Below are 20,041 nucleotides of genomic sequence, written 5' to 3'. Positions count from 1 at the left end.
GACGATATCCTCAGGGTACGAAGATGGTGTCGATCACCGAGTCGGAACCGGGGTTGCTGCCCCGATCGACCGCGTAGGCCGTCACCTGGAAGATCAGATTGGTGTTTTCGCTGATGGGCGCGGTGCCCATGCCGATGCCCGAACCGCCGGAGACGCACTGGTCGATGCGGCGGGTGTAGCTGAGCTTCGCCGGCAGCGGATTGGCGTACTTAAGCGTCTTCGCCCACGCCGAGGGATCGAAGCTGTTAGCGCAAAACGCCTCGTCGATGTCGATCGCTTCGCCGCCGCCGCTCTGCACCTGCCGCTGCAGATCCGCTTCCTTGCCGCGGGCGCGGCCCTCGGCGTTCTGGAACGCGAGGTTGGTGGAGCGGTAGCTCGCGGTCATGCGTTCCTGCAAGCCGGTGACCTGCAGCGCGGTGATGCCGATCAGCGCCAGCAGCACCAGCATCATCAGGGCCACATACAAGACGGCGCCGCGCTGCTTGCGCGCGGAGCTCACGGGACGGAAACCCTTGCTTCTCATGGCGGACCTCAATTCCCGAACAGCCGGTTGCGCAGCGCGATGTTGGTTTCGTAGACGGAGCGGTAGCGGCCGTCGTTCGGCAGAGTCAGCGTCGTGCCCAGCGAACGCGGCGAGTTCGCGCGCGGCGTGGCCGTGGCGCGCTCGGTGCTGCGGATCAGCAGACCGACCTGCATGCCGCCCACGCGCTGCCAGCCGCCCTGGCTGGCGCTGTCGGGCAACACGCCGGCGGCGGTGCGCACGCCGTTGATGACGCCGGTCGGCGGCTGCGCCGGGTCGGTGACCGTGTCCTGGGCGAACAGCAACTGCATGTTCTCCACGCCTTCCACCAGTTCTTCCGAGGCGCCGGTGTCCAGCGACACCGCCCCCACGTCCGGCGCGGCGGTGTAGCGGGCGCGGTACAGGGTCGGTTCCTTGCTGGTGGGATTGATGCCCACGTAGTAGACGAAGCTCTCGGCGCGGTACACGCGCGCCTGACCGGAAGCGAAGGTATCGGAGCCGTCGAAGGCGCTCTTATTGACGCCCGACTGAGCGACCGCGAGCTTGGTGACCGCACCGGCCGTCGTCACGCTCTTGGCCTGGAACATCACCACCGAACGGCAATCGGCGATACCGAACAAGCCGGGATTTTCGGTCGGCGCTTCGCTGCCGGCCACGCGCTTCCATTGATCGCTGTCGACTTCGATGCTGCCGCTGGGAACGACGGAGAACTTCTTGACCTCGGCGCTTTCCGGCGACAGGAAGCGCAGCATCAGGATGTCGCTGCCGCGGATCGGCGTGGGCTTCAGGGTATTGACGAAGGCAGCGGGCAGGTTCGGCGACCAATCGCCCGCCGAGCCGGGCACCGCCGCCGTCGTCAGATTCAAGGTGCTGGCCGGAGCCGTACCGTTGGCCTCGTAACCGCGGATCGAATAGTCGAAACGCAGCGCTTCGTTCGCGGCGGGGATCGAGCCGTAATCGTTGCGGTCGGACAGGAACAACTCGCCGAACAAGCCGTTGCCGGCGAAGAAGTGGCCCTGGTCGGACACGCAACCGAAATGGCCGCTCATGCGCGCGTCGCGCTGCAGCGCGTCGATGGCGAAGCGCGAGCTTTCCTGCGCGCGCGCCAAGCCCTGCGCCATCAGGTAGGAAGCGCGCGAGGACGAGAAGATCTGCACCAGACCGAGAATCAGCAGGCCGCTGAGCAGCAGCGCCACCATCAGTTCGATCAACGAAAGACCCGCTTGCTGCCTGCGATTCATAGCGCGCTGTCCGTCTGGAATTTGGTCGGTTCGGCGAGAGCGTTCCAACGCTGGGCGTCGCCCCATTGGATGACGATGTTCACGTTGCGGTTGGCGCTGACGGTCACCGTCGCGGTGGCGCCTTCGCCCAAAGCTTCGCGCATGCGGCAGGTGAACGCGGTCTTGCGCTGCGCCGGCGTGAGGGTGTTGAGCTGCGCGCAATTGGTGTTGGCGGCGACCGACGAGGCGGTATAGGTGCCGTCGTACTGCGCGGCCAACAAGCGGTTGGAGCGGATGTCGTCGAGCAGATCGCTGGCCAGATTGGTCGCGATCGTGCGCTGGTTGCTGCTTTGCGCCAGGCGCAGGTTGGTCGCCTGCAGCATCGCCAGGCCGAGCAGGCCCATGCCCAGCACCAGCACGCTGACCAACACTTCGATCAGGCTCAGGCCGCGCTGGCGCGCCGGCGCGCGCGGAGCGGAACGGCGGACGGTTCGGAAGGCGCTCATTGGCACTTGGCCCTGGTCATGGAAACTTGGCCCATGCGGTTGATCGCGAAGTCGCGCCGCGTTTCCGCGTTGGTCTTGCACACGCTCGCCTGCATCGAGAAGGCGAAGGCCTTCAGCGGCTGCGGGCGGCCGCGCTCGTCGAAAGCGATGTCGGTGAAATTGCCGAACTTGAGTTGGATGCCTTGCTGCGGTTCGACGACGCGCTTGACCTCGGCTTCCTCGAACTTGCCGTTGCCGTTCTCGTCGGTCCAAACCAGCATGCCCTTGGTCCAGTCCGAACCGCAGGCGGTACCGGTGTCGTTGCGCGGACACACGTGCGCGCTGCTCTTGCTGCGCAGGGCTTCGCCACGGGCGAGGTTGACCGTCGCCAGCATTTGATTGGCCGCAGTGGTGACGCGGTTGGAACGGATGGCCTCGGTGAACGAAGGCAGCGCCAGCATGACCAGGATCGCGCCGATCCCGATCGTCACCAGCAGCTCGATCAACGTGAAACCGGCAGAGCGCCGCCTGATCATGAGCGATCTCTTCCCCATAGAAGACGCTGGGGATGCTAACAGTCGGAATTACCTAGAAAAGGTGCCATACCGACGAGCGGTCAGGCGGAGTCGGTCAGTGGTTTTTGAGCCTAGGAATAGTCCGACAGGCGTCACGACTTAGTCTTACCGGCGGTCGCTGCCTGCGCCGCTGGTCGCCGAAACCCGCGGCCGGCCAAGCTGTGCCTCCCGAGTTCTCGCACGCCCGCCAAGGATGGCCCCATGCGAATCAAGAGGTTGGACGCTTACGAATTCTTCGCCGCGTTCCTGCTGGCGAACCTGCTCAGTCTGCTGGTTAGTCCAGCGCCGCAAGCCAGCTTCGACGGATCGCCGGCCGACTTCCTGGCGCAGGGCCTGGGCGGCCTGTACGCGCAAGCCGCGAACCACGCCGCCCGCCGCGCCGTGCCGGTGGTGTTGTGCCCGGTGCGCTGGACCTACTTCCAATGCGACGAAAGCGTCGACTGGAGCCAGGGCTTGATGGGCTTCGCCGACAACGACCGCGGCCGCCGCTTCAACGAAGGCGACTTCCTGCTGCGACGGCACCTTCCCCTGCCCTCGCATCTGCGCCTGCGATTGCTGGGCGAACCCCGGCCGATCCGCTTCGAGCCCGGCACCGGCCGCGTCGGCTACAACGCCCCGTTGCTGCTGTGCGATCTGCGCGGGCCGCGCGCCTGGGTCCTGCGTTATCGCAACACGGGCGGGTTCGATGTGCGCGATGCGGAAGCGGCCGAGCTCGCGCGATGCGACCCCAGCGCGTGCCGCCCATCGACCGACATCCACCACTGCCTTCCGCCATCCAAGGCGAATGCCCGGCGCAATCAAACCGTCGGCTATCGCCGCGCGCTCATCGCGAAAGCGCAAAAAAGAAGGCCGCGATCGCTCGCGGCCTTCTCGAATATGGCGCCCGAAGTTGGACTCGAACCAACGACCCCCTGATTAACAGTCAAGTGCTCTAACCGGCTGAGCTATTCGGGCGGGGCTGCATATGATGCTGATTCAGCGCCCCGGCGTCAACACTTGTGTGAAGAACTAGCGTTGCCGCCGGAGCCCGCCATCATACCCGTTCAGGTCACCACGCGATAGCAGGGACGGTATTCGCCGGCGATCTTCATGCGGCGCTGCTCGACGAAGGCGCGCAGCAGCGCGTCCAGCGACTGCATCATGTCCGGGTCGCCGTGGATTTCGAACGGGCCGAACTGCTCGATCCGGCGCATTCCGTCCTCCTTGACGTTGCCGGCGACGATGCCCGAGAACGCGCGGCGCAAGTCCGCGGCCAACTCGTGCGGCTTGCGGCCGTGGTGCAGATCCAGCGAGGCCATGGCCTCGTGGGTCGGCACGAACGGCTTTTGGAACGTCAGCGGAATGTCGATCGACCAGTTGAAGAAGAACGAGTCCTTATGCTCGATGCGGTACTCGCGCACCTTGCGGATGCCGTGCGACATCGCGCGGGCGACGCGCTCGGGATCGCCGACAATGATCTCGTAGCGCTGGGTCGCGACCTCGCCCAGGGTCAGGCGCAGGAACTTGTCGATCTGCTCGAAGTACGGCGCCGACGCGGTCGGGCCGGTCAGGATCAGCGGGAACGGCAGGCCGGCGTTCTCCTCGCGCAGCAGGATGCCGAGCAGGTACAGGATCTCCTCGGCGGTGCCGACGCCGCCCGGGAACACGATGATGCCGTGACCCATGCGGACGAAGGCCTCCAGGCGCTTCTCGATGTCCGGCATGATCACCAGGTGGTTGACGATCGGGTTCGGCGATTCGGCGGCGATGATGCCCGGCTCGGTGATGCCGATGTAGCGCATGGCGCGGCGGCGCTGCTTGGCGTGGGCGATGGTCGCGCCCTTCATCGGGCCCTTCATCGCGCCCGGGCCGCAGCCGGTGCAGATGTCCAGGCCGCGCAGGCCCAGCTCGTAGCCGACCTGCTTGGTGTAGATGTACTCGTCGCGCGAGATCGAGTGGCCGCCCCAGCACACCACCAGATTCGGATCGGCCGGGTGCAGGATGCGGGCGTTGCGCAGCAGGCCGAACACCGAGTCGGTGAGGCCGTCGCTGGAATCCAGGTCGCGGCCGCCGCCCTTGCCGAGCTCGATCGCGGTGTAGGCCAGATCGCGGACCACGGCGAACAGCAGCTCGGCCACGCCGCGGATGATTTCGCCGTCGACGAAGGCCATCGCCGGGGCGTGGGTCAGGTCGATGCGCATGCCGCGGTCTTGCTGATGCACTTCGATGTCGAAGTCCGGATACAGCTCGCGCGCGGCGCGCGGGTCGTCGGAGGCGCTGCCGCTGGTCAGCACCGCCAGGGCGCAGCGGCGCAGCAGGTCGTGCATGCCGGTGGAGGCGTCGCGCAGGCGCGCGACCTCGTCGCGGGACAGGACGTCGAGCCCGCCCTTGGGGTAGATGCGTGCGTTGACCGTCGGCAGGACGGTCGCGGTGGGGGTTGCGGTCATCGCGGTTTTCTCTGTCTTCTTCATCGATTCGTAGGGGGACGACTCTAGCAGCTTGACGCAAGGCTGCGGCGCAGGCTGAGACGGGCCGCACCGGGTCCGCGCGCGGTCGCCGGCAGGATCGGCACACCGTCCCGGCCGAGCGCGGGCCCCACAAAAAGAAAACGGCCGGGGAAGCCCCGGCCGTCGTCTTGGATCCTAGCGCGCCGCCATCAGAAGCGGTAGCGGAAGCTCACCTGAGCCGCCCAACGCGAGATGCCCTTCTCGTCGTAGATCTGCTCGGGATCCGGGGTGTTGAAGCGGTAGACGTACTTGCCGGTCGCCGGATCGACGCCGCCGTACTCGACCACGCCGCGCATGCCCGGGAACGCCACTTCTTCGACGCGGCCCCACTTCTTATTGAGCAGGTTGCCGACGTTCATGATGTCGACGGCCAGCTCGGCCTTGTGGCCGGTCATGAAGCCCGGCAGTTCCTGGGCGATGTGCAGGTCGAACTGGTTGACCCACTTGCCGCGCACGTCGTTGCGGCGAGCGACCTGGCCCAGATGGCTGCGCAGGTACTCGTTGCCGTTGACGTAGTTCCAGAACGCCTGCTCTTCGGCCGGGTTGCGGAACAGCACGTCGCCCATGCTCTTCGGGATGTACAGCAGGTCGTTCAGACGGCCGTCGCCGTTGGCGTCGTTGTCGAACGCGTAGCTGTACGGACGGCCCGAGCGGCCTTCGTACACCAGCGAGACGATGGTGTTGTAGTCGCCGAAGAAGGCGTGCTTCCAGTTGACGTTGGCGGTGAAGCGGTCGCGGATTTCGTACGCCGAACGCGCGGCGACTTCTTCGTTGGCCTGGAACACGCCGACGTTGCCCAGCTGCGAGCTCGAGGTCGAGCTGGTCAGCGGGCTGACTTCGGTGGCGTGGGTGTAGGTGTAGGCAACGCCCCACGCCCAGTCGCTGTTGTTGAACGGCTTGTTCAACGACACCGTGAACTGCTGGCTTTCGCCCTTGGAGGTGTTGCGGGCGATGATCGCGTCGTTGTACGCGGTGGAACGGGCGGCGCGCGCGTTGGTGCGGCTGCTGACGCAGGCCGGACCGCCGACGAGGCCGGTTTCGTTCAAGCACGCGGAACCGTCGCGATTCCAGCTCAGCGGGCTACGGCCGGCGGCGTCCCAGTAAATGTTGCGGCCGTCCTGACCGACGCGCTGCACGTCGCCGAGGTTGAGCTGCTGGTAGTACAGGGCGTCGTTGACCTTGGTCACCACGCCTTCCACCGCGGCGACGATGCCGTACCACGGCAGTTCGGTATCGAACGCCAGGTTGGCCTTCCACACCGACGGCAGGCTCAGGTCCTTCTCGATGAAGTCGACCGACTGCTGGCCGCCAGTACCCGGGTTGAACAGACCCAACTGGGCGTCCGGATCCGGGCTGAAGCGGGTGATGCCGTTGGTGAACAGGTAATCGGTGTACGAGATGCCGTTATTCGAGTACGGGTTGGCCAGCCAAACGGTCGGCGAACCGCCCTTGAACAGACCGATGCCGCCGCGCAGCTGGGTCGGACGCTCGCTGTCGAAGGTGTAGTTGAAGCCGAAGCGCGGCTGCCACAGGTCGCTGCCGTCGATGGTGTTGTCGTTGCGCACGCCGAACAGGTTCGACGCGGCCGCGTTGTAGGTCGGCTTGTCGTCGACCATGGCGCGGTCGTAGCGCACGCCGAAGGTCAGGGTCAAACGGTCGGTGAGCGCCCAGGTGTCCTGCGCGAACAGGCCGAGGTTCTTCTGGGTGAAACCGGCGGCCATGTTGTCCAGGTCGCCGCCGCGCGGGGCGAACAACTGGTAACGGCCCGAACGGCCGGCGCGGTAGTCGGCGATCGAGTTGAAGGTGTAGACGCCGTTGATGCGGCGGCCGAACAGATTGTAGACCTCGTTCGACTCGTAGTCGGCGCCGAACTTGACGGTGTGCTCGCCCAGGAACAGGTTGCCGGCGAAGAAGCCGTTCCAGGTCTTGGTCTCGAGGATGTTGGCCTGGGTGTTCTCTTCGGTGCCGAAGTTCAGGGTGTTGCTGCCCACGCGCACGCCGATGGCCGGCAGGTCGAACTGCGGGTTGCGCACGGCGGAGTAGTCGCGGTACGAGACCTTGGCTTCGGTGGAGAAGTTGTCGGTCCAGTCGCTGAACAGCTGCGCGGTGTAGGTCTTGAACTCGAAGTCCTGCACGTAGTGGTACGAGCTCAGCGCCAGCGAGTTGCTGCCGAAGCCCTGCAGGAACGCGGTGCTCTGCTTGCTCTGCGCGTAGCGGAAGTTGGCGCGGTGGCGATCGCTGATGTTCCAGTCGATCTTCAGGCCGTATTCCTCGCTCTTGGTGTCGAGCGACGGCAGGCCCAGGCCGCCCGGATCGAAGCCCCAGACGTTCTTGGAGATGTCGATGATCTCGTTGATCTGCGCCTGGGTGATGTTGACGATGTTGTTGGCGCCCGAGCCCGGAGGACCGAAGCTGGAGTTGCCGGTGAACAGTTCCTTGCCGGTGTACTTCTCGTAGTTGGCGAAGAAGAACAGCTTGTCCTTGATCAGCGGGCCGCCGAAGGTGCCGCCGTAGGTGCTTTCGGTGTCGAACAGCTTCGGACGCACGTTGGCCGAATTCTTGCCCGACCAGTCGTTGTCGCGATAGATGCCGTAGACCGAGCCGTGGAACTCGTTGGTGCCCGACTTGGTGACGGCGTTGATCACGCCGCCGGTGCCGCCGGCGATGGTGACGTCGTAGTTGGCGACGTCGATGGAGACTTCGTCGATGACGTCCATCGAGAACGGCTGCTTCGGGGTCGGCAGGCCGTTGCCGCCGAGGCCGAAGGAGTCGTTGGTGCTGACGCCGTCGACGCGGATCACGTTGTAGCGCGGGTTCTGGCCGCCGACCGAGATTTCGTTGCGCGACTTGTCGGTCTGGACCACGCGCGGGTCGAGGCGGACGAAGTCCTGCAGGTTGCGGTTGATCGTCGGCATCTGCTCGAGCTGCTGACGGGTCACGACCGAACCGGCGCCCATCTTGTTGGCCGAGAAGACTTCCGAGGTCGCCGCGGCGACCGCCTGGACGGCGCCCAGGGTGGTGACCGAGTTGTTCAGCGAGAGGTCGACGTTGTTGACCTTATCCAGATTGAGGTAGACCCCATCCTGGCTACCGGTACCGGCGCCTTCCTTGTTGATGTTGACCGTGTACGGGCCGCCCACGCGCAGGCCGCGGGCGTTGTAGCGGCCGTCGGCGTCGGTGGTGGCGCGGCTGACGGTGCCCGATTCCGTGTGGGTGATCGTCACTTCGGCATTGGCGACCGGCTGGCCGTCGGCACCGACGACGCGGCCGGCGATACCGGCGGCGTTGCTCTGGGCGAAGACCGGAGCGGTGGCGAATACGGCGAGCAGGCCAAGCGTGAGCTTGGACATGCGGACGCGGTTCTGATAGGTCATTACGATGGCCTCGGTACAGTGGAATGCGTGGCGGAGTGGGTCGACCGGCGCGGCTTCGCGCCACAGCCGGTCCCGACCTGCGTTATTAGCTAGCCCCTGAACCCGCGCGGCGTCTTGGCCGCCGGGGTTAACAGCAGTTTAACAGGCTAGGGAGGGTGTGTGACAGAGACGTGACCGGCATCAAGCCTTGTCACACGGTGACTGCGTCCACACATGAACTGCCATGCAGCGCAAAGTTGTATAAACCCGCGTCCGGGCCTTTCGCCATGCGGGTACGAATGGAAGTCGGCCAGCACAGCCAGTCCACCGGAACGCCACTCGAAATCGCGAACGAGCGCCCCGCCCTCGCCCGCCCGGGCCGGCGCTCGCGCAACCGTTCGTCGGAACCGGCGCGGTTCCCCGCCGCGCCGTCAAGACACCTCGGGCTCCGGCGCGGACCTCGCGCCCGTGCCACCGCGCCCGGCCGTTACGGCGGCCCCGGCAGGTACGCGCCCAGGCCGTCGAGGATCATCTGCACCGAAATCGCCACCAGCAGCATGCCCATCAGGCGCTCGATCGCGATCAGCGCGCGCCGGCCGAGCAACTTATAAAGAATGGTCGCCGAGAACAGGATCGCCGCGGTCGCGCCCCAGGCGATCATCAGCGCCAGGCTCCAGTCGCCCAAGCGCGAGGGGTCGTTGCTGCCCATCAGCATCACCGCGGCCATGCCCGAGGGGCCGGCGACCAGCGGGATCGCCATCGGCACGATGAAGGGCTCGCCGTCGGGGATCTCGCCCATCAGCCCTTCCGGCGGCGGGAAGATCATGCGGATGCCGATCAGGAACAGCACGATGCCGCCGGCGATCGACACCGACTCCTGGCGCAGGTGCATCAGCTCCAGCGCGTACTTGCCGCCCCACAGGAACAGCATCAGCACGCCCAGCGCGATCAGCAGCTCGCGCGCGAGCACGATGCGCTGGCGCTTGGGCGGCAGCCCGCGCAGCAGGCTCAGGAACACCGGAATGTTGCCGAGCGGGTCGAGGATGATGAAGAGCAGCAGCGCGGCCGAAGCGATGGTCATGGCGGCGGCCTCAGGCGTCCGGCGTCCACACCGCGCCGCGGTGGGCGGCGCCGGCGGCCGACAGCAAGGTCACGCAGGCGCCCGCATAGGCGGCCGGATCGCGCGCGCTGCGGTCGCTTTCCTCGACGTAGGCGCGCGCGCGCAGCGGCGTGCGCATGGGGCCGGGACGCAGGCCGGACACGCGCACGCTGGAATTGCCCAGTTCGGCATGCAGGATCCCGACCAGCGCGGCGAGGCCGTGCTGCGCGGCGCCGTAGCCGCCCCAGTACGCCTGCCCCACCCGCTTGGGATCGTCCAATGCGAACACCAGCGCCGCGTCGCTGGCCTTGGCCAGCAGCGGCAGGCACGCCTGCGACAGCCACCACGGCGCGGTCAGATTGACGTGCACGGCGCGCGCGAACGCGGCCGGATCGGTCTGCATCAACGGGGTCAGGCCGGGGAAATCGGCGGCGCAATGCAGCACGCCGTCGAGACGGCCGAGTTCGGATTCGATCCGCTGCGCCATCTCGGCGTAGTCGTCGGGCTGCGCGCCTTCCAGGTCGAGCGGATACAGCAACGGCTCGGGCCCGGCCTGGGCCGCGGCGTCGTAGACCCGGTTCAATTTCGGCAGCTTGCGCCCGAGCAGGACCACGGTGGCGCCGGCGGCGGCGCACGCCACGCTGGCGGCCGAACCGAGCCCGCCGGCGGCGCCGCTGATCAGCACCACGCGCCCGGCCAGCGCCTGCGCGCCGGCCTCGGAGTCGTCGGAACGGGCGGCGGCCGAAGTCACTGCGACTGGGTCTCGCTGATCATGCGCGCCAGTTCGCCGGACTCGTACAACTCCAGGGTGATGTCGCAACCGCCGATCAGCTCGCCGTGGATGAAGAGCTGCGGGAAGGTCGGCCAGTTGGAATAGCGCGGCAGGTTGGCGCGGATTTCCGGATCTTCGAGCACGTTGACCGTGTGCAGCGAGGTCGCGCCGGCGGCCTTGAGCGCCTGCACCGCGCGGCTGGAAAAGCCGCACATCGGGAACTGCGCGGTGCCCTTCATGAACAACACGATCGGATGGGACTCGACCTCGGTCTGGATCCGTTCGATAACCGACATGGGTACTGCTCCTGACAAGGTTTGTTGCCGAGTTTGACGGTTCGGCAACCTTGGGTGGGGATAGAATATGAATTGTAAGCCTTCGCGGCGTCGCCGACGCGTCCGCTCCCGGAACCCAACGGTCCACGACCGCGCGGTCCCGGGCCGGCACGCCGGCCGCGGCGCCCTCCGCTCGCCAGCCCCCTCGAATCTTCAGGAGCCCGCCAATGGCCATCGAATTGCCTGCCCTGCCGTACGACCGCACCGCGCTGGAACCGACCATCTCGGCCGAAACCATCGACTTCCACTACGGCAAGCATCACAAGGCCTACGTCGACAACCTCAACAAGATGATCGAAGGCACCGAGTTCGCCTCGCTGTCGCTGGAAGAGATCATCAAGAAGTCGCAGGGCGGCATGTTCAACAACGCCGCCCAGATCTGGAACCACACCTTCTACTGGAACTGCCTGTCGCCCAAGGGCGGCGGCGAGCCGACCGGCAAGCTGGCCGAACTCATCAACAAGGCCTTCGGCGACTTCGCCAAGTTCAAGGAAGAGTTCACCAAGACCGCGGTCGGCACCTTCGGCTCGGGCTGGGGCTGGCTGGTGCAGCGTCCGGACGGTTCGCTGGCTCTGGTCAGCACCCCCAACGCCGCCACCCCGCTGACCGGCGAAGACACCGCGCTGCTGACCTGCGACGTGTGGGAACACGCCTACTACATCGACTACCGCAACGCCCGCCCGAAGTACGTCGAGGCGTTCTGGAACCTGGTCAACTGGGACTTCGTGGCCTCGAACCTGAAGTAAGCCGCTGCGCGGTTTTCAGGACGATGCCGAAACGGCCGGGGAAACCCGGCCGTTTCTATTTGAGCGGCCGGCCGGGGAAACCCGGCCGTTTCTGTTTGAGCGGCCGGCCGGGGAAACCCGGCCGTTTCCGTTTGAGCGGCCGGTCGAGGAAACCCGGCTGTTTTTCGTTGCCGCCCTGCGCTACGCGGTCCGGTCCCACGCCCGCATTGCGTTGCCCGAAGTACGGACATTCGACGCAGCGGAGGCGCGGGCATGAACAGGCGGCAGGCGGGCGCGGGCGGGAGCCGGCGCCTGGGGTGGATGGGCGCGGGCATCGCCGCGCTGATCGTGGCGCTGGCCTTGCTGGCCGGCTGCGAGCGGCCGACCGGCGACGGCGCGAAGCCCGATGGCGCGGACGACAACGGCAAGACGCCGGCGGCTTCGACCGACGTCGGCGTCAATCAGACCGATCCGCGCTGGGTCCGCCAATCGCAGCCGCACGCGCGCATCGCCGTGGTCTTCATCCACGGCATCTTCGGCGACACCCTCGGCACCTGGACCCACGCCAACGGCAAGAGCTTCTTCGACTACCTCGCCAGCGCGCCGGGCGTCGGCGACAAAGTCGACATCTACGCCTTCGGTTTCACCTCGCGCATGTTCGGCCAAGGCTCGCAGGACATCCGCGAGGCCTCGATCAAGCTGCACGATTACCTCGACTATCACGGCGTGTCCCAATACGACACGATCGTGTTCGTCGGCCACAGCATGGGCGGGCTGGTGGCGATGCGCACGCTGACCGAATACCCCGAGCTCAGCGCCAAGGTGCCGCTGATGGTGTTCTTCGCCACGCCGCAGGAAGGCTCGGACATCACCCGCATCGCCCGCTACGTGGTCGCCAACAACGCGATCCGGCAGATGCTGCCGGCCGACGGCAACGACTTCCTCAAGGACCTCAGCGACCGTTGGGCGAACCTGCGCAACAGCGGCCAGGCGCCGAAGGTGATCTGCGCGTACGAGACGATGAAGACCCACGGCGAGTTGATCGTGCCGTGGAGCAGCGCCACCCGGTTCTGCGACGAAGCGCCGCCGGGCATCGCCGACGCCGACCACATCAGCATCGTCAAACCCGACCGCCAGGAACACGAGTCGGTGGTCAAGCTGGTGGTGGCGCTGCGCAAGTACGCGTTGCCGCGGATCCAGGACGCGAGTTGGGAAACCCCGGAATTCGTGCCCGACGGCGCGGTGTGGAGCTATGCGCTGATCAACGCCGACGAGATCAACCACGCCGGCTTGATCAACCACAGCGACACCGCGCAGAACTTCCGCATCGTCTTGCCGCAGGGATCGAAGTTGTGGATCTCGCCCGAGGTCACGCCGCAGCGCGTCGCCGCGGGCGCGCGCGAGGACCTCAAGCTGCACGTGTTCGGCGCGCCGCAGGCCGAGTACCGTTTCGCCTTGCAACTGGCTTCGCTGCCCGAGCGCACGGTGGTGGTGCGGATTCCCGATCTGGCCGCGGCCCAGGCCGCGCGCGCGCATACGCTGGAACAAACCGCGCAGGCGATCAACGCGCACATCGACGCCGGCGGCGAAATCGAGTTCGCGAAACTTCCCGACAGCGAAAAGTGGCAGCAGATGGCGCAGGTCGCGCAGGACGCCATCGCCGTCAACGCGCCGGAACTGCCGGCCGGCGCGCGTTGGGCCGCGGCGGCCGAAGCGCTGTCGGCGCTGGGCTTGGCCGATTCGTCCAAGGTCGCGCTGCGCACCGTGGCGCAGGAGTTCCCGCAAGCGGCGCGGGTGCCGGCGGTGCTGGAGCTGGACAAGCAGGTGACCGTGCAGGTCAAGAAGAAAGCCGCGCTAGAAGGGCCGGAGCGCTATCGGCCCAAGGCGGTGCCGCAGGCGTTCTATCAACCCGTCGCGCCGTCCACGCAGGTGAAGCCGCCGCAGGCGTCGCTGCCGACGACGCGGGTGTCGCCGCTCGCGACCCGATTGCCGTCCGAGCGGATCCGCCCCGAGTCGGCGAAGCCGCGCGCGGAGGCGGCGAAGGTCGACATCGCGCCGTTGCAGCGCGAGCAGGTATTGCGCGATGCGGCGGTGAAGCGCGTGTCCGTCGATGCGGTCGCGATCAAGCCGACGACGATCGCGCCCGCCGTTCTTGAGCCGGCTGCGCTCGAGCCGGCCGCGCTCGAACCGGCCAAGCCGGTGGCGACGTTGTCTCCGGCGCAGTTGCAACTGCGCGAATTGTCCGCGATACCGCAGGCCGAAACCGCATCGCCCGCCAAGACCTTGGCGACGCCGGCCGCGACGGCGCGGACGCCGGCGCTGGCCAAGCCGCTGCAGGCCACGCCGTTGCAGGACGCGAGCAAGCTCAAGCGCGTCGAGTTGGAAGCCGCGCGCGCGCAGGATCGCTGAAAACGCGCCGGCCCCACGCCGCTATCGGCCGATAGCGCGCCGGAGTCGGACGCGAACGCATCCATCGGTCCGGGCGAAGCATCCGCAACGCGCGGCCATAGCGGACCGACACAGCCGAATCTCGCCGGCAACCGGCCGGTCGAACCCGCATTCGCCCCGCATCGAAGCCACCCGCGCCCGCCTTCCGCCGCCGACCGCACGACGAGCGGCATTTGCGCATCGCGCCACGCGAGCGCACTCTCGGCTCGCCGCGCGCCGCGGCGCACCGGATCCGCCCCATGGCTTCGCCGATCGCCGCCACCGCGCCGTACTGGGTTCCCGCGCTGTCGATGCTGATGATCTACCGCCGCGTCCGCCGCAACTTCGGCGTGCAGCCGTGGCGGCCGGTGCGCAGCGGCATCCGCCTGGGCATCCTGGTTCTGGTCGCGGCGATGCTGTGTTTCCTCGCCGCAGTGATGCCGCAATTGGCCATGGGCTTGGCGATCGGCGCAGTCATCGGCGTGCCGCTGGGCTTGCTCGCGCTCAAGCACACCCATGTCGCGTGGCGCGACGGCCAACGCACCTACACGCCGAATCCGTGGATCGGCGGCGCGCTCACCGCGCTGCTGCTCGGCCGTCTGGCCTGGCGCTGGACCCACGACGGTATGGCCGCGGCGCAGACGCCGAGCGCGCTGACGCTGGGCATGGCGGCGATGTTGATCGCGTATTCGCTGGTCTACGTGATCGGCTTGATGCTGCAGATGCGCAAGCTGGCGTTGCAGCAAGCGCAGTCGCAACTCAACGACGCACCGTCGTCCACCTCGACCGAGTGAGCGCGGATGGGGTGAGCGAAAACCCCGCTAGCCAACGCTTTCCGCCCGACATCGACACCGACGGCTAGAGGCCGCCCGAGCCGACGCGTTCGCCCCCGCCGCTGAAGCGACCGCGCCGCCGATCCGGCGACGCGGCGAACCGATTCAGCGCGTAGCGGCGAGCCGCGCCACCACCGGCGCGACCTGTTCGGCGCGGCCGAGCGCGTCGCCGACGCGCTGCAGCGAAGCGGCCAATTCGGCGCCGCTGTCGGCGCGCAGGGTCGCATGCCCGACCTTGCGCCCTTCGCGCGACGACTTGCCGTAGTCGTGCCAATGCCCGCCAGCCTCGGCCAGCACCGGCCCGGCGTCGGGCATCGCGCCGATCCAGTTGAGCATGCAGGCGTGGCCGAGCATGCGCGTATCGCCCAGCGGCAGGCCGAGCACGGCGCGCAGGTGGTTCTGGAACTGCGAGGTCTCGGCGCCTTCGATGGTCCAGTGGCCGGAGTTGTGCACGCGCGGGGCCAGTTCGTTGGCCAGCAGCACGCCGTCGCGGCAGAACAGTTCCAGCGCGAACACGCCGACGTAGTCGAGCGCGTCGGCGAGCTTGCGCGCGTGCGCGAACGCCGTCGCGGCCAAAGCGTCGTCGGCAACGGCCGGGGCAAGGCTGGCCGAGAGCACGCCGTCGACGTGCCAGTTCTCGGTGAGCGGCCAAGCGCGGAACTCGCCGTCGCGGCCGCGCACGGCGACCACCGACAGCTCGCGCTCGAAACGCACGAAGCCTTCCAAAATCAGGCCGACCGTGCCGGCCTGCGCGCCGAGCGCGGCCCAGGCGGCGTCGGCGTCGGCCGGACTCTTGATCCGGAACTGGCCTTTCCCGTCGTAACCCAGGCGACGGGTCTTGAGGATGCACGGCGTGCCGATCGCCGCCAGCGCGGCGTCGAGCCCGGCGCGCGAATCGATCGGGGCGAAGTCGGGCACCGGGATGTCCAACTCGCGGAACAAGGTCTTCTCGGCGAGGCGGTCCTGGGCGACGGCGAGCGCGCGCGGGCTCGGGAACACCGGCCGGCGCTCGGCCAGCCAGCGCGCCGATTCGGCCGGCACGTTCTCGAAATCGAAGGTGGCCACGTCGATCTTCGAGGCGAACTCGTCGAGCGCGGCCTGATCGGTGTAATCGCCCACGACCATCGGCGCGAACTGGCCGGCGCAGGCGTCGGCGGTGTTGTCCAGGACCAGGAAGCGCAGGCCCAGCGGGGCGCCCGACAGCGCCAGCATGCGGGCCAACTGCCCGCCTCCGAGGATGCCGACGGTGGTCATTGGCGCGGGTCGTCGTGGGCCAGGACGTCGTCGGTCTGGCGCGCGCGGAACGCGCTCAGCGCCGCACCGATGGCCGGGTATTCCGGCGCCAGCAGCGCGGCCGCGAACAGCGCGGCGTTGGCGGCGCCGGCGTTGCCGATGGCGAAGGTCGCCACCGGAATGCCGGCCGGCATCTGCACGATCGACAGCAGCGAATCCATGCCGTTGAGCGCCTTGGACTGCACCGGCACGCCGAGCACCGGCACCGCGGTCTTCGACGCCAGCATGCCCGGCAGGTGCGCGGCGCCGCCGGCGCCGGCGACGATCGCGCGCAGGCCGCGCTGCGCGGCGCTTTCGGCGTACTGGAACAGCACGTCCGGGGTGCGGTGCGCGGACACCACCCGCACCTCGTGCGGCACGCCCAGGGCTTCGAGCTTGGCGGCGGCGTGCTGCATGGTCTCCCAGTCCGAGCGCGAGCCCATGACGATGCCCACGAGCGGGGCGGGAGAGGCGGAGGCGGAACTCTGGGCTGGGGACATGGGACGTGCCTTGGCGCAAAGACGTATTCTAACGCCCTGTCCCGTCGTACCGGCACCAAACCGTATGGATCGCAAACTGCTCGACCTGCTCGTCTGCCCCACCACCCGGCAACCGCTGCTCCCGCTCGACGGCCGCGGCCTGCAGGCGCTGAACGCCGCCATCGCCCGCGGCGGCGTGGTCCGCGGCAGCGGCGACGCCCAGGCCCAGGCGCTGCGCGAAGGCCTGATCACCCGCGACCGCAAGACCGTCTACATCGTCGAGGACGGCATCCCGCTGCTGGACGCCGAGAACGCCCTGGGCACCGCCCAGGTCGAGGGTTTCCCCGCCGCATGAACGCCGCCGCCCGCGACCTGACCCCGCCGCCGGCGGCCGAGATCGAGGCGGACGTCGCCGACGCCCTGGCCGAAGACCTCGGCGGCGGCGACGTCACCGCCGACCTGCTGCCCGACAGCGCCGACATCGCCTACCTGCTGTGCAAGGAAGACGCGGTGATCTGCGGCCGGCCGTGGTTCGACGCCTGCCACCGCGCGCTCGACCCGCACGTCGAGATCGACTGGAAGGTCGCCGAGGGCGACCGCGTCGCCAAGGGCACGGTGCTGGCGACCCTGCGCGGCCGCTCGCGCGCCTTGGTCAGCGCCGAACGCGCCTCGCTCAACTTCCTGCAGACCCTGTCGGGCACCGCCACCGTCACCGCGCAGTACGTGACCGCGGTGGACGGCACCGGCACCAAGATCCTCGACACCCGCAAGACCCTGCCCGGCCTGCGCCTGGCGCAGAAGTACGCGGTGCGCTGCGGCGGCGGGGTCAACCACCGCATCGGTTTGTACGACGCGGTGATGCTCAAGGAAAACCACATCCGCGCCGCCGGCTCGCTGGTCGCGGCGATCCGCCACGCGCGCGAGCGCCATCCCGGGTTGCCGCTGATCGTCGAGGTCGAAACCCTGGAGCAACTGCGCGAGGCGCTGACCGAGGGCTGCGACCGCATCCTCATCGACGACTTCGACGCCGCCGCCCGCCGCGAGGCGGTGCGGATCGCGCGCGCCGCGCCGTTCGACGGACGCATTCCGCTGGAAGTCTCCGGCGGCGTCGACTTCGACGGCCTGCGCGCGATCGCCGAGGACGGCGTGGACTGCATTTCCATCGGCGGGCTCACCAAACATGTGCGCGCCATCGATCTTTCGCTGAAACTCGGCCCGCCGCCGGCCTGATCCGGCGTCCCGCCCCTTGCGTAGCGCCGCCTTCGCCGCCAAGAACCCGTCATGCCTACCTTGATCCTGCTGATGATCTTCGGCGCCGCCGCGTTCTCGTTCTGGAGCGCCGGCCGCGCCGCCGCCGAACGCGCCGAAGTCGTCGGGCGCGACGCCTGCCGCGCCGCCGGCGTGCAATGGCTCGACCAGAGCGTGCACGCGATCGGTTTGCGGGTGATCCGCCACGAAAGCGGCTGGCTCGGCTTCGAGCGCACCTTCCGCTTCGACTACTCCATCGACGGCGAAGACCGCCACATCGGCCGGCTGGTCCTGCGCGGCGACAAGCTGGTGGCGTTCAGCGGTCCGGTGACGCGGGAGCCGGCGCAGTTGCATTGAGGACGGTGTGGGTTCGACGCGTAAGCCGAACGCGCCTGCGTGCCCGGCTGTAGGAGCGGCGCGAGCCGCGATCCAACCGAAGCGACGCCCTACCGCATCGTTTGCCGAAGCCGAGTTCCCCAAGCGCTCGCTCTAGAATCGCGCCCGCCCCCAGCGTCGCCGCGATTCACCCCATGTAGGAGCGGCGCAAGCCGCGACCGCGCCACCGCAATGGCGACGCCCCCACCTACCCGTCATTCCGGCGAAAGCCGGAATCCACTTTGCCGTTGCCGTTGCCGTTGCTGTTGCCGTTGCCGGTGCCTTTCGCTTGGACGCATCCCCGTCCGAGGCCCACGCCCCGCAGCCCCGGAGGGCGTGCGCATGGATGCGCACGCGCGCCATGGGTCAGGATGACCCTTATGGCGCGGCCCCGCGCCCGGTGCTGGACCTAGTGGCTCTTGATTCGAAAACAAGGAAAGCGCCTTTCTTTGGTTACTTTCTTTGGCAAGACAAAGAAAGTGACCCGGCCGCTTGCGGACGGAACGCTTTGGATTGTGGCTTGTCGTCACTCGTTGCTGCGTTGAAGGCAAAACCGACGGCAAAGTCAAAATGGGTTCCGGCTTTCGCCGGAATGACGGCGTGCGAGCTGCGTTTCTCGCACGTGGCGGAACACCCCACCCACCGTCATTCCGGCGAAAGCCGGAACCCATTTTGATGTTGCTTTCGCTTCTTATCGCAAGAGCGCGCGACGACAAGCGAAGATCAAACGCTTAAAGCTTTCGTCCGCAAGCGGCCGAGTTACTTTCTTTGTCTTGCCAAAGAAAGTAACCAAAGAAAGGCGCTTTCCCTGTTTTCGAATCAAGAGCCACTAGGTCCAGCACCGCGCGCGGGGCTGCGCCGTAAGGGGCATCCATGCCCCTACGGCGCACGCGCGCATCCATGCGCGCGCCCTCCGGGGCTTTGGGACGTGGGCCTCGGACGGGGATGCGTCCAAGCGAAAGGCAACGACAACGGCTAGTGGATTTCGGCGTTCGCCGGAATGACGGTAAGTGGGATTCGGCGTAGTTGCGTTTTCGCGGTCGCGGCTTGCGCCGCTCCTACAGGGAGCAATCGCGGCAACGCTGCGATCGTTAAAGCGAGCGCTTGGGGAAGTTCGGCTTCGGAAAGCGACGCGGTATGGCGTCGCTTCGGTTGGATCGCGGCTCACGCCGCTCCTACATCACCCAACAAGCGCGGACGCTTATTTGACGATGCGCAAATGCCCGCCGCGACGCGGCGTCGGCGTATGCGGGCCGTCGTCGTCGCCTTCCGGCACGGGATCGCTCGGCACCGCGCTGAGCTGCGGCGGCGCGGCCGATTCGGGCGCGTCGGGCGCTTCGTCGAGTCCGGCGTCTTCCAGGCTCACGTCTTCCGGCAAGGCCATGCCCTGCCCGGTTTCGCGCGCGTAGATCGCCAGCACCGCGCCGACCGGCACTGAGACCGGATGGCTGACGCCGCCGAAGCGGGCGCTGAAGCGGATGAAGTCGTTGCCCATTTCCAGGTGCGAGACCGCGCGCGCGGCGACGTTGAGCACGATCTTGCCGTCCTTGACCGCGTGCGCCGGCACCTGCACGGCCGGACGCGTCGCGTCGACCAGCAAGTGCGGGGTCATGCCGTTGTCGGCGATCCATTCGTACAACGCCCGCAACAGGTAGGGGCGGTGGCTGGTCATCGGGGTGCTGCTATCGCTCATGCCCGCAGTTTAACGCCTGCCGCGGCCGGGCAGAGAGTTCCACGACGCATCGACGGCGGATCGCGGCGCTGGGGCCGAATTCGGCATGCTCGAGCGGCGCGGAGAGGAGCCGCCGCGGGCCGGTCGGAGCGTGCGGCGCAACCG

The 20,041-nt window shown here is 67.8% G+C and carries 19 protein-coding genes and 1 tRNA gene; 7 read left to right on the top strand and 13 right to left on the bottom strand.

The features are described 5' to 3' along the window. Positions 1 to 10: 10 nt before the first annotated feature. Genes J5226_RS11995 through J5226_RS11980 form a run of 4 tightly spaced genes read right to left on the bottom strand, consistent with a single transcriptional unit; the run spans position 11 to position 2,761 of the window. Entirely contained in the window at positions 11 to 499 is a 489-nt protein-coding gene (locus tag J5226_RS11995) for a PilX N-terminal domain-containing pilus assembly protein (RefSeq protein WP_255323065.1), read from the bottom strand. 32 nt (positions 500 to 531) lie between these two features. Further along, the gene (locus J5226_RS11990; protein WP_215840097.1) at positions 532 to 1,761 is read right to left on the bottom strand and encodes a PilW family protein; all 1,230 of its coding nucleotides are present in this window, start codon (positions 1,759 to 1,761) and stop codon (positions 532 to 534) included. Next, positions 1,758 to 2,246, bottom strand: a complete 489-nt coding sequence (gene pilV, locus J5226_RS11985) for a type IV pilus modification protein PilV (protein WP_215840096.1) — start codon at positions 2,244 to 2,246, stop codon at positions 1,758 to 1,760. The genes J5226_RS11990 and pilV overlap by 4 nt, the downstream gene beginning before the upstream one ends. After that, positions 2,243 to 2,761, bottom strand: coding sequence for a GspH/FimT family pseudopilin (locus tag J5226_RS11980; protein ID WP_215840095.1), 519 nt, complete (start codon positions 2,759 to 2,761; stop codon positions 2,243 to 2,245). Before J5226_RS11980 ends, pilV begins: the two co-directional genes overlap by 4 nt. A 240-nt stretch (positions 2,762 to 3,001) precedes the next feature. Here J5226_RS11980 and J5226_RS11975 point away from each other — a divergent pair, with 240 nt between their 5' ends. Then, positions 3,002 to 3,715, top strand: coding sequence for a GspH/FimT family protein (locus tag J5226_RS11975; protein WP_215840094.1), 714 nt, complete (start codon positions 3,002 to 3,004; stop codon positions 3,713 to 3,715). Here J5226_RS11975 and J5226_RS11970 read toward each other — a convergent pair. From J5226_RS11970 to grxD, 6 genes are all read right to left on the bottom strand, one after another. Continuing rightward, positions 3,678 to 3,754, bottom strand: a tRNA-Asn gene (locus tag J5226_RS11970). The two genes, J5226_RS11975 and J5226_RS11970, sit on opposite strands and share 38 nt — an antisense overlap. Positions 3,755 to 3,843: 89 nt before the next feature. Further along, positions 3,844 to 5,226, bottom strand: a complete 1,383-nt coding sequence (gene ppnN / locus J5226_RS11965; protein ID WP_215840093.1) for a nucleotide 5'-monophosphate nucleosidase PpnN — start codon at positions 5,224 to 5,226, stop codon at positions 3,844 to 3,846. A gap of 209 nt (positions 5,227 to 5,435) precedes the next feature. Then, positions 5,436 to 8,660 carry a TonB-dependent receptor gene (locus J5226_RS11960; RefSeq protein ID WP_215840092.1) on the bottom strand — a complete coding sequence of 1,075 codons (3,225 nt, stop codon included), beginning with the start codon at positions 8,658 to 8,660 and terminating at the stop codon, positions 5,436 to 5,438. A 466-nt stretch (positions 8,661 to 9,126) separates the two neighbouring features. Next, a complete protein-coding gene (locus J5226_RS11955; RefSeq protein ID WP_074872405.1) occupies positions 9,127 to 9,720 on the bottom strand; it encodes a YhgN family NAAT transporter in 594 nt (197 codons plus the stop codon). A 10-nt stretch (positions 9,721 to 9,730) separates the two neighbouring features. Next, positions 9,731 to 10,489 carry an SDR family NAD(P)-dependent oxidoreductase gene (locus J5226_RS11950; RefSeq protein WP_255323064.1) on the bottom strand — a complete coding sequence of 253 codons (759 nt, stop codon included), beginning with the start codon at positions 10,487 to 10,489 and terminating at the stop codon, positions 9,731 to 9,733. Next, positions 10,486 to 10,806, bottom strand: coding sequence for a Grx4 family monothiol glutaredoxin (gene grxD / locus J5226_RS11945; RefSeq protein ID WP_215840091.1), 321 nt, complete (start codon positions 10,804 to 10,806; stop codon positions 10,486 to 10,488). The genes J5226_RS11950 and grxD overlap by 4 nt, the downstream gene beginning before the upstream one ends. 206 nt (positions 10,807 to 11,012) lie before the next feature. On the opposite strand from grxD, the gene J5226_RS11940 reads away from it, so the two are divergent. The 3 genes from J5226_RS11940 to J5226_RS11930 all read left to right on the top strand — a co-directional run bounded on the left by J5226_RS11940 (position 11,013) and on the right by J5226_RS11930 (position 14,791). After that, positions 11,013 to 11,591: a Fe-Mn family superoxide dismutase gene (locus J5226_RS11940; RefSeq protein ID WP_215840090.1), complete on the top strand. Its 579-nt coding sequence runs from the start codon at positions 11,013 to 11,015 to the stop codon at positions 11,589 to 11,591. A gap of 252 nt (positions 11,592 to 11,843) precedes the next feature. After that, a complete protein-coding gene (locus J5226_RS11935) occupies positions 11,844 to 13,979 on the top strand; it encodes an alpha/beta fold hydrolase (RefSeq protein WP_215840089.1) in 2,136 nt (711 codons plus the stop codon). A 278-nt stretch (positions 13,980 to 14,257) separates the two neighbouring features. Further along, the gene (locus J5226_RS11930; RefSeq protein ID WP_215840088.1) at positions 14,258 to 14,791 is read left to right on the top strand and encodes a hypothetical protein; all 534 of its coding nucleotides are present in this window, start codon (positions 14,258 to 14,260) and stop codon (positions 14,789 to 14,791) included. A gap of 144 nt (positions 14,792 to 14,935) precedes the next feature. On the opposite strand, the gene J5226_RS11925 is transcribed toward J5226_RS11930, so the two are convergent. Together J5226_RS11925 and purE are read right to left on the bottom strand one after the other, a co-directional pair. Then, a complete protein-coding gene (locus J5226_RS11925) occupies positions 14,936 to 16,084 on the bottom strand; it encodes a 5-(carboxyamino)imidazole ribonucleotide synthase (RefSeq protein ID WP_215840087.1) in 1,149 nt (382 codons plus the stop codon). After that, a complete protein-coding gene (purE, locus tag J5226_RS11920) occupies positions 16,081 to 16,602 on the bottom strand; it encodes a 5-(carboxyamino)imidazole ribonucleotide mutase (RefSeq protein WP_215840086.1) in 522 nt (173 codons plus the stop codon). The genes J5226_RS11925 and purE overlap by 4 nt, the downstream gene beginning before the upstream one ends. A gap of 64 nt (positions 16,603 to 16,666) precedes the next feature. On the opposite strand from purE, the gene J5226_RS11915 reads away from it, so the two are divergent. From J5226_RS11915 to J5226_RS11905, 3 genes are read left to right on the top strand one after another with little or no spacing between them, the layout of a single operon-like run. Continuing rightward, positions 16,667 to 16,936 carry a Trm112 family protein gene (locus J5226_RS11915; protein WP_215840085.1) on the top strand — a complete coding sequence of 90 codons (270 nt, stop codon included), beginning with the start codon at positions 16,667 to 16,669 and terminating at the stop codon, positions 16,934 to 16,936. After that, positions 16,933 to 17,811: a carboxylating nicotinate-nucleotide diphosphorylase gene (gene nadC, locus J5226_RS11910; protein WP_215840084.1), complete on the top strand. Its 879-nt coding sequence runs from the start codon at positions 16,933 to 16,935 to the stop codon at positions 17,809 to 17,811. The genes J5226_RS11915 and nadC overlap by 4 nt, the downstream gene beginning before the upstream one ends. A gap of 51 nt (positions 17,812 to 17,862) precedes the next feature. After that, a complete protein-coding gene (locus J5226_RS11905; protein ID WP_215840083.1) occupies positions 17,863 to 18,186 on the top strand; it encodes a DUF3301 domain-containing protein in 324 nt (107 codons plus the stop codon). Positions 18,187 to 19,405: 1,219 nt separating this feature from the next. On the opposite strand, the gene J5226_RS11900 is transcribed toward J5226_RS11905, so the two are convergent. Further along, positions 19,406 to 19,876 (bottom strand): ClpXP protease specificity-enhancing factor, encoded by a 471-nt coding sequence (locus J5226_RS11900; RefSeq protein WP_255323110.1) that lies wholly within the window; start codon positions 19,874 to 19,876, stop codon positions 19,406 to 19,408. Between the last annotated feature and the right edge of the window lie 165 nt (positions 19,877 to 20,041).

It is taken from the genome of Lysobacter sp. K5869, assembly GCF_018847975.1.
Lineage (GTDB): Bacteria > Pseudomonadota > Gammaproteobacteria > Xanthomonadales > Xanthomonadaceae > Lysobacter.
The sequence above is the reverse complement of the archived record's forward strand: the minus strand, read 5'-3'. Positions and strand labels throughout refer to the sequence as shown.